This is a genomic window from Geobacter sp. (assembly GCF_027327745.1).
Classification (GTDB): Bacteria; Desulfobacterota; Desulfuromonadia; order Geobacterales; family Geobacteraceae; genus Geobacter.
Genome location: NZ_DAHVYG010000047.1, coordinates 1 through 8,555, shown reverse-complemented (window position 1 = coordinate 8,555; position 8,555 = coordinate 1). Strand labels below are relative to the sequence as shown.

Genomic DNA, 8,555 nt, shown 5'->3' with positions numbered 1-8,555 from the left:
CTTGCCCGCCAGGGGATCCTTGATCTCATGCTCGGGCCTGAACATGAGCTTCTTCACCCCGCGGTTGTTCACGTACTTGGCCAGCTCCAGGTCCACCTTCACCGGCACCGTCACCCCGGCCTTGGCCAGGGCCTGCCGCAGGAGCCCCTCCGCCTGGCCGGCGTGGGTGGCGGCGTCGCCGAGGACCCGCAGCGCCTCGGTGGGGTTGTGGAAGCCGACGGAGTTCTCGGCGCCGATGAAGACCACCCGGTAGAAGGCCTCCAGGTAGTGGTCCTTCGCCTGCTCGTAGAGGGCCTTGTCGATCGCCTTCCCGGCGGCATGCTCCCGGTTGGCCATCTCGAAGAGCTTCGCCACGGTGGCGGTGGCGTAACCGGCCCGGATGAACCGGGACATGGTCCGGTCCTGGATGGCGTAGACCTTGCCGCGGAGCTCCTCGGGGCTCTCGGCGTGGCACTGCTGGCAGGCCTTGAGGCCGTTCTTCAGGGGGCTCATGACCCGGTGGTCCGCCACCTTCCGGCTTCCCGTCCCGGTGTACGGCATGTGGCAGTCGCTGCAGGTAACGCCTGCCTGCCAGTGGACGCTGTTGTTGGAGAAGAGCTCGAATTCGGGGTGGCGGATGAAGGCGAGCTTGAAGCCGGTGACGCTCTGGGTCCACTCGCCGCACGGCGGATTGTTGCGGAGCTTCCGGATGACGTCCTCGATGGTGATGTGCCCCCACTTGCTACCGTCCCACGGGAAGACGACGTCGGTGGATTTCATCTTCTCATCCTTGGGGATGCTGTAGGTGACGTGGCACTGGGCGCAGACCAGGGTCCGCATATCCTGCTGGGTGAGCTTCGCCTCGTCGACGCCGAGCTTTGCCAGCGCCTTGCCGAGGGTGAAACCGCGGGAGATCTTCAGCGACATGTCGCGGTTGTTGTGGCAGTCGATGCAGGCGACGCCCAGGGTCTGGTGCTCCTTCGGGATCTTCGCCAGCACCTCATGGTACGGCTTGGCGAAGTAGTCGCGCCCCATCTGCCGCTGGAGTACCGGTGCGTAAGGGGTCTTGCAGGTGAGGCAGGAGCCCCCCGCCTTTACCCGCCCCGGATCCACCTCCAACTGGTCCTTGATCATGAAGAGGTGCCCCCGCGGCTCCCGGTACTCGACGCCGAAACCCCAGCCGTTGTACAACAGGGCCAGGAACGGGAACTCGTCCAGCTTGTCGCGGCGCTCCTCCCCTTCATCGTAGCCGTGCTTGTACTTGCTCTGCCCCGCGGGGGTCGGCTCGCCGGTCTTCTTCCAGAGCTCGTACTCCGCCGGGTAGACCTTCCCCCACTCGGCCGGGTCCACCGTCCCGTCGGCGATATCGGCCGGCTTCACCGGCTCCGGCTTCCTCGGCGCGCAGCCCGCCCCGATTGCCGTCGCCGCCACGAGCAGCGCCAGCACCCCCCGTTTCACCATCGTCATCTTCATGCCATCGTTCTCCTTTCACAGAAAATGTGCAGCCGTTATGGGTCGCGATCCCCGCCTCCGCGGGTCGCGATGATGCCGGTCAGTTTGTGGCGCGGCGGTTGCGTTGCCGATAGTTAGAATGCAAACAATTCGGTCGAATCCCTTTGACGTGAGTCAACAGATTGCAGTTTTTCGGCGGGGAGTGAAGAGAGCGCGGAGAATATCCGGCAACGGAAAAAAGCTGAAGAGGGCGACGATTGTGTCGATATGTAACTTGTTGGCATGAAATCCCGCGAGGCAACCCCGGCAGGCGAAAGGAGAACGGCGGTGCTATTTACCGGCAAGCTCAAACGACAGCTCGAAGAGAAGGACGCCGAGCTGAATGTGCTCAAGCAGATGCTCGACAACCTGGGGAACATCGTCATGCTCTGCGACACCACCCCCGACAACAGGATCTTCTACATGAACAAGGCGGCCCGGGAGATGATGATGCGCCACCGGCAGGAGCTCAACAGCGGCCTGCGCGGGGCCGATGTGGCCACCGCCTTCGAGCAGTCGATCCACCAGTTCCACAGAGACCCGGCGAAGGTCCGGATGATCCTCGGCAAGCCGGGGGAGCTCCCCCACCGGGCCGAGATCCCCATCGGCGGCGTGACGCTGCGCACCACCTCCTACCCGATCTGGGACCCGGCGGAACCGGGGAAGGTCCGCTGCTACATGGCGTGCTGGGACGACATCAGCGCCGAGAAATCCATCGAGGAGCGCAACCGGGCCGACATCGACCGGAAGAACTACCTGGAGGAACGGGTGGCCCAGATCGCGGCCGCCATGGAAGAGATGAGCATGACCGTCACCGAGGTGGCGCGCAACACCTCCAACGCCTCCGACTCGGCCATCAACGTCGCCCGTACCGCCCACGAGGGACAGGAGATCGTCAACCGCTCGGTGCAGGAGATGCAGCGGGTGGCCCGGATCGTGCGCGACTCCGCTGCCATCGTCGACTCCCTCGGGAGCAAGTCGGAGAAGATCGGCGAGATCATCGAGGTCATCAACGAGATCGCCGACCAGACCAACCTCCTGGCGTTGAACGCCGCCATCGAGGCGGCCCGGGCCGGCGAGCAGGGGCGCGGCTTCGCCGTCGTCGCCGACGAGGTCCGCAACCTGGCGGTGAAGACCATGAACTCCACCAAGCAGATCAACGCCATGGTGGCCGAGATCCAGCGGGAGACCCGCGAGGCGGTCGCCTCCATCGAGAACGCCAAGCAGGAGGCCGAGGTGAGCGAGAACCACTCCCTCCAGGTGGAGAGCTCCCTCGCCACCATCGTCCAGGCGGTGGAGGAGATCAAGACCGTCATCACCCAGATCGCCACCGCCTCCGAGGAACAGGCCACCACCGCCACCGTCATCGCCGGCAACCTGGAGGAGATCACCCGGCACGGGTAGATCTTCTCTTTCAAGCGACTCGGGAAAAGCGAAGGCCGTCCGGGGATATTCCGGGCGGCCTTCGTGTCGTGGTTTGTCGGGACGCCGCGCCCCTATCAGTTACCCCCTATCATGCCATCGTCTCGACCCACTGCTGGCGGGTCGAGAGAAACCGCAGGAATTCCCCGGCGTGGAGGAAGCGGGCAATCTGGTCCTGGCTGACCGGGACGCTGATGAAGTCATTCCCCCGTCCGGCCGAGAACCCGAATCCGCTCTTCTCCCCCCTCTGCCAGTGCTCCACCGCCACCGTGGTGACGATCTCGGCGCCGTCTCCGTTTTTGAACTTGTGCGTGAGCTTCTCCTTTCCCGGAGACTGGACGACTTTGTTGATCTTCAGGAAGAGGTCGTAGGCCTCGAAGGGCTCGCAGATGAACTTCAGCTGCGTGGTCTTTCCCTCCGACGGCGGCTCGAGGAGAAAGAAGCGGAGCTGGACCCGCCCGGTGCGTTCGGTCACCCGGCTTCCTTCCCGGGATTCCTTTGTCTCGGCCGAGATCTCCAGCCCGGACTTCTGCGAAAAGATCGGATAGATGAATTTGGTGCTCATGTCTCCCTCCATGGAAAAATCAGATTGCTTGTTCCTGGTCTCCCGTTATCTCCCGATGCGGGGTCACCTTGATAAAACGGCTATGAAACGAGAGATGCTTCCCTTGCTTCCCCCCCTTTACGAAAGGGGGTAAGGCTTTTCCAGCGTCTGCCTTTTTTCGGGGATGGTTCCGAAGAATCAAGCATCTCCCGGAAACACCACCCCCACCGACGCGCCCGTCTCTGCCGACCCAAGCCACATATCCCATCCGAGCCTCGCCCCCTGTGGGGCGCCGAGGCAGATGGCCGGGGCCTCGCCGGGGGCGAGGAGAAGCTCCAGGTCCCAGGCGAGGGATCCGGGGAGATAGGAGCGGACGAGGTGGGACAGCCTCTGCCGGGCCGCTTCCCCGGGGAGGAAGGCCGAAAATTGTTCGCGCGTGAGGGGGCCGATCCGGAGGCGGAACATCCCCATCCGGTCCTCCTTCTCGCTCCCGATGACGGCGTCGACCCCGAGGGTGCAGCCGGACATCCCCAGTTGCGCCCGCTGCTCCGGCGGGATCGGGAGCCGGCGCGTCACGCACTGGATCACCTCGATCGGCACCCCCAGGGCGTCCCGCAGAAGCGTCCGAAGCCCCAGGGCCGAGCGGGGGTTTTGGCTCAGAAGTCCCGTGTAGCGGAGAAGAGATTGGGGATCGGGGAGCCTTTGCCGCACCTTCGGCTCGCCGAGACCGGCGAGGCAGAAAAGGCGCTCAACGACTTCCTTCTTCTCCTCTTCCGCCACCTGGAAGAAGAGGCGGTACTTGGCGGCGCAGGCGAAGAAGAGGGTGTAGAGCCGGTGGTTGACGATGTCGAGAAATTCCCGGGTGGCGGAAGCATCGGCCGCCGCCTCGTCGAGGAGCTCTTCGGTGTAAAAGGTCGGAAGGGGCGATGCGGAGCCATAAAGACCGAGGAAGCGGGCCGTGACGAGGTAGCCCTCCTCCCTCTTCTCGATTCCGGCTATGTCGGCGGCCGGAAAGGAGAGGGAGAGTTCCGGGCGAACCCGCACGGCGCCGGTGTCGGCACCGGCTTCAGCGCCGGTGCCGCTCTTCCGGGTGAGAACCCCCAGAAGCCGCATCGCCTGGAAGAAGGAGAACTCGTGCCCCTTTTCCAGGAGGGCCGTTTCTAGAGAAGCGGCTGGTGTCCGAGTCTCGCCGGCCACTGGTAGACCTCCCCCCGCTGGACCTCTTCGGCGGTCAGGCGGGTGTAGTTGTTGATGGAGGCGTATCCTCCCAGGAATTCGTCGAGAACGGAGGCGAACAGGAAGAGGTCGCCGGCCCCGGCGAAGTGGTCTCCCCGGAGCCTTAGCCGTATATCGAGCCCGCGCATGAAGATCCCACGGACCAGGCGGTCCGCCGGGGTCGCCGCAAGTCCCTCGATCCCTTCGACGCGCCTGCGGTTGGCCGCCACCCCCGCCCGGTCCCGGTTTTCCTCGAAGATGTAGAGCTCAAGCAGCTCCCGCAGTTCCTCGGGACGGTCGAGGAAGAGGGAGTTTCGCGCCTGATGCGAGAGGAGGCGCCACAGGAGGTTTTTCCCCAGAGGCGGCAAGACGGCGGGGGTTATCTGGGTGATATTTCGGAAGCTCGCATGGATAGGGGACGATCCGGTCGTCTCGCGGATGTCGCCCGCCCTCAGATTCTCGGGGAGGCTCCCGTTGGTGCAGGTAAGGCCGACCGAGAGGGTTCCCACCTCGGGGAGGCCGCCATCCTGCGGGTAGGCCACCGCCAGGTGGACGTCGAACCCCGCCCGCACGGGGGAGCTGGTTATGGTCGTGTGATAGGCCGGCTGCGCCCGGGTGCTCTGCCGGAACTGCTCGAAGGGGAAGAACGGCCGCTCTTCGACGCTACCCCGCACAAACCCGGTCACCCGGTCGACGGAGTAGATCCGGGCATGGCCCGGAGGAAACCCGGCCGGGCGGACGAGATGGCGTTCGCTGCGGTGGTCGAGAACGATCGGGTCGGCATCGGCGGAAAAGAGGTTCACCGCCGGCACGGCGAAGAGGGCGAAGCTCTCCCTGCCGACCCGCGGGGGGGGAAGCGTGAAGGGGGCGAGCTCGAAGCTCACCGTGAACCGGGAGCCGCTGACGCGCCCGGTCCACCGCTCCCATCCCGTAAGCTCCACGAAGAGGAAACGGGCTGGGGCGGTGAAGTACTCCTGGAGGAGCCGGAAGCCGGGGAAGGCGTGGGAGGGGTAGGGGATGAGCGCCTCCTCCTCCGCGAAGCCGGCTGGCTTCAGGCAATCGGGAGGAAGTTCGACCGGCTTCCCCCCATCCTCCGGGGTGATGACGATGCGCCGCAGGTGCCGCATGAGCAGCAGATAGAGGTCCGCCGCCTGCGCGTACTCATCGGCGAGGAAAAGCCGCAGCGCCCGGGGGCGCCAGTCGGAAAGCGATATGCCGCCGAGCCCCAGCGAGAGGGTGACGGCCGGCGCCCGCCCCGCCGGCTGGGAGAAGGAGGCGTCGCGCAGCTCCAGGGGGTGGAGCTGCACCTCGCCGCAGGTACGGAAGAGGCAGCGGGTCCCCTCCACCGGCACCGAGGCGAGCTGGGCCCCGGCAGGGATCGTCTGAGGCTGGGTGAGGGACGGCGCGGGGGCGAATGCGACCACGGTCGAGGCCGGGATAGGCCTCAGGTAATGGGGGCAGACGAGCCGCACCAGGTCGTGGATCACCTCGGGGAAATCGTCGTCGAGCTTTTCCCGCAGAAGCGCGGTCTGGAAGGCGACTCCCTCCAAAAGCCGCTCCACGTCCGGGTCGGCCGAGGGGCCGCCGAGCATGGGGGCGAGGGCCGGGTGGGCCTTGGCGAATTCGGCGCCCAGGTCCTTGAGGTATGAGAGTTCCTGCTGGAAGTAGCGGGTGATCATGGTTGTGCCTTTGCGGGTGATTTTGGCCTATCCGATCTTTATAAAGACTTGCCGGGTTGACATTATACGTCAATGCCGTATAATTGGTGCATGGTCACTTTTGTCGAATCGCCGCTGTTTACGAAGCAGGTTCATGATTACCTGACCGACGACGACTACAGGGTTTTCCAGGCATTCCTGGCCACCAATCCAGATGCGGGTGACGTGGTGCGCGGTTCCGGCGGGGTTCGCAAGGTGCGCTGGAGCCGTCAAGGAACCGGCAAGAGCGGCGGTGTCAGAGTTCTCTATGTCGCCCGGACAGAGGCCGGAGAAATCTGGTTGCTTCTGATTTATGCCAAAAGTGCCGTTGATAGCATTCCCGGTCACATTCTCAGAGCTCTCAAAGAGGAGATGGAAAATGCCACTCGATGAAAAAGAACTGCTCGAACGCGATGCCAAGCGCAATATCGGTGAAGAACTGCTTCAGGCTGTGAAGGATATCAAGGCCGGCAGGGTCGGCCGTGTTTCCACCGTAGAGGTGTCCCCTCTCGCGTCGGCCCGTATGAGAATCGGTCTGTCACAGAGCGAGTTCGCCAAAATGCTCGGTGTGTCGCTCCGCACTCTTCAGGAGTGGGAGCAGGGGCGGCGCAAGCCGTCAGGTGCGGCGAAATCCCTTATCACTATTGCCATCAAGAAACCGGAAGTTTTGAAGGAGCTGCTCGCCGCGTGAGGATACTGACAAGTCCGAGGGGGCGCCCATGAATTCATGGCTGCTGTCCTGGAAACTTATAAACTTATGGGCGTTCTTTGCCCTCCTTGCTCAGGCGTAATGGCGAAGACCCTGTGATCAGTTACAAAACGGGACAGGCTACTTTTCCGAGTGGGCTCACAGCATAGCGGCCTTTTCTTCTCTTGTCCTCTTTTCTTCTTTTGACCCGACCTTTATCCGTCCGATCTCGTGGACCCGTCCGTGGACGGTGCAATGCCCCCGCCACACGAGGACCAGCCGCTCCTCATCCGGTTCGACGACCACCGTGTCGAGAGCCACGGCAAGTTCCTCCTCCGCTGCTCCAATGCGCACCGCCACTTGCGGCTTAACTCCCGGCAGGGCAAAGTGGAGCCGGCCGCTTTTCGAGGCATTCTCGACGAGCACTTGCTCGGTGCCGGTAAGGTGCTTTGCCGTTGCGAGACCGGGGGCGGAAGCGGCGTGAAACCGGGGGTCCATGTCCGGCGGGGGAAGGGGGCTCACGTACTTTCGCCAGTTGTCGTCGTAGGTGCCCGCATAACCGGCGCGGGGATGCCAGTGAGGCGGGATCATGCCGAATCCGGCCGGCTTCGGACGACTACCGGGCTTCTTTATGAGGTCGCGCGGGTCCTCAAGGTTGGGAAGCCGCATGCCGTCCAACTCAAGCTTTGTCTTCCGCGCCAGGAACCCCCGCCCCACCGGATTTTCCAGGCAGAACTCATGGCTGGCTGGATCGGGAAAGCTGGTATCGGTGCCGCCGAAAGCCCGCTCCCAGACGAGAGGGATCTTCTCGAACGGCGCCGGCCGCGACAGGGAAACGATCCCCAGGCACTTCATCCAGATTCGCTCGCCGAAGACCCGCACCGTCTTTCGCACTGATCCCACGGCGAAGGTCACGTCTACCGAGGGAACTCCCACCTTCGGCGCCCAGGCGTGGCCGAGGAGGACGCAGTCAGTCCCCGGCTTTTCCAGGACGACGTCGGTGTCGAGAATCAGGCTCGACGAGCCGGGGTCGCCGTGGTAGCGGGGCTCGAACTGGATCGGTACCTGCTCTTCGGCCACCGCAAGGGTTCTGTCGCGTCCGATCTGCCACGTCCCCTTGACGACGACGAGAAGGGTCTCGGCGCCGTGGCGGTCGGTGAGGAGGAGGGGGGCGACTGCGAAGGGGGTGTGGTTGATGACGTCCATACCGCTTACTTCTGCTGGAGCATCTGCCCGATCTGCTTGCGGCATATGTTCTCGATGGCGGTACAGGTAATGAACTGGGCGCTGCGGGTCTTGTAGATCGGCTCGTGCCCCCGGTCGAAAAAGCCTTCGTCAAAATCGGGCTGCGCCTGGGGTTTCGTTCTTGGGGCATTCTTTTCCGCGAAATTCGCCTCGAAGCCTCCCTTGTCGCCGATGCAGAAGGTCCGTTTGGTGTCCTCGCCCAGTCTGAGCGCCTTGGCTGACGATTCGGGCACGGTGCCGTCGCCTGCGCCGTCCGGTAGCTGCATGGTGACAA

Annotated in this window: 8 protein-coding genes and 1 pseudogene; 3 read left to right on the top strand and 6 right to left on the bottom strand. The window is 64.1% G+C overall.

Features of this window, described 5'->3' with window-relative positions:
- Positions 1–1,452: ammonia-forming cytochrome c nitrite reductase subunit c552 (locus M6689_RS09505; protein WP_298270758.1), on the bottom strand; the 1,452-nt coding region annotated here is incomplete at its 3' end.
- A 306-nt stretch (positions 1,453–1,758) separates the two neighbouring features.
- Here M6689_RS09505 and M6689_RS09500 point away from each other — a divergent pair.
- Complete coding sequence (locus M6689_RS09500; protein ID WP_298270755.1) at positions 1,759–2,874, top strand: methyl-accepting chemotaxis protein; 1,116 nt, start codon at positions 1,759–1,761, stop codon at positions 2,872–2,874.
- A 109-nt stretch (positions 2,875–2,983) separates the two neighbouring features.
- Here M6689_RS09500 and M6689_RS09495 read toward each other — a convergent pair whose 3' ends face one another.
- From M6689_RS09495 to tssF, 3 genes are all read right to left on the bottom strand, one after another.
- A complete protein-coding gene (locus M6689_RS09495) occupies positions 2,984–3,457 on the bottom strand; it encodes a hypothetical protein (protein WP_298270752.1) in 474 nt (157 codons plus the stop codon).
- 177 nt (positions 3,458–3,634) lie between these two features.
- Positions 3,635–4,633 carry a type VI secretion system baseplate subunit TssG gene (tssG, locus tag M6689_RS09490; protein WP_298270749.1) on the bottom strand — a complete coding sequence of 333 codons (999 nt, stop codon included), beginning with the start codon at positions 4,631–4,633 and terminating at the stop codon, positions 3,635–3,637.
- Positions 4,597–6,330, bottom strand: a complete 1,734-nt coding sequence (gene tssF / locus M6689_RS09485) for a type VI secretion system baseplate subunit TssF (protein WP_298270747.1) — start codon at positions 6,328–6,330, stop codon at positions 4,597–4,599. Before tssF ends, tssG begins: the two co-directional genes overlap by 37 nt.
- Before the next feature lie 90 nt (positions 6,331–6,420).
- On the opposite strand from tssF, the gene M6689_RS09480 reads away from it, so the two are divergent.
- Both M6689_RS09480 and M6689_RS09475 read left to right on the top strand, forming a co-directional pair.
- Entirely contained in the window at positions 6,421–6,741 is a 321-nt protein-coding gene (locus tag M6689_RS09480; protein ID WP_298270744.1) for a type II toxin-antitoxin system RelE/ParE family toxin, read from the top strand.
- Positions 6,728–7,039, top strand: coding sequence for a helix-turn-helix domain-containing protein (locus M6689_RS09475; RefSeq protein ID WP_298270741.1), 312 nt, complete (start codon positions 6,728–6,730; stop codon positions 7,037–7,039). Before M6689_RS09480 ends, M6689_RS09475 begins: the two co-directional genes overlap by 14 nt.
- Before the next feature lie 156 nt (positions 7,040–7,195).
- Here M6689_RS09475 and M6689_RS09470 read toward each other — a convergent pair whose 3' ends face one another.
- On the bottom strand, positions 7,196–8,242 hold the full coding sequence (locus M6689_RS09470; RefSeq protein WP_298270738.1) for a DUF2169 domain-containing protein: 1,047 nt from the start codon (positions 8,240–8,242) through the stop codon (positions 7,196–7,198).
- Between the two features lie 5 nt (positions 8,243–8,247).
- A pseudogene (locus M6689_RS09465) lies at positions 8,248–8,555 on the bottom strand (hypothetical protein); the annotation flags it as partial.

Excerpts from the sequence above, each read along its gene's own strand:
- M6689_RS09495 (WP_298270752.1), bottom strand. The coding sequence starts at position 3,457 with ATGAGCACCAAATTCATCTATCCGATCTTTTCGCAGAAGTCCGGGCTG.
- tssF (WP_298270747.1), bottom strand. The coding sequence starts at position 6,330 with ATGATCACCCGCTACTTCCAGCAGGAACTCTCATACCTCAAGGACCTG.
- M6689_RS09480 (WP_298270744.1), top strand. The coding sequence starts at position 6,421 with ATGGTCACTTTTGTCGAATCGCCGCTGTTTACGAAGCAGGTTCATGAT.
- M6689_RS09475 (WP_298270741.1), top strand. The coding sequence starts at position 6,728 with ATGCCACTCGATGAAAAAGAACTGCTCGAACGCGATGCCAAGCGCAAT.
- M6689_RS09470 (WP_298270738.1), bottom strand. The coding sequence starts at position 8,242 with ATGGACGTCATCAACCACACCCCCTTCGCAGTCGCCCCCCTCCTCCTC.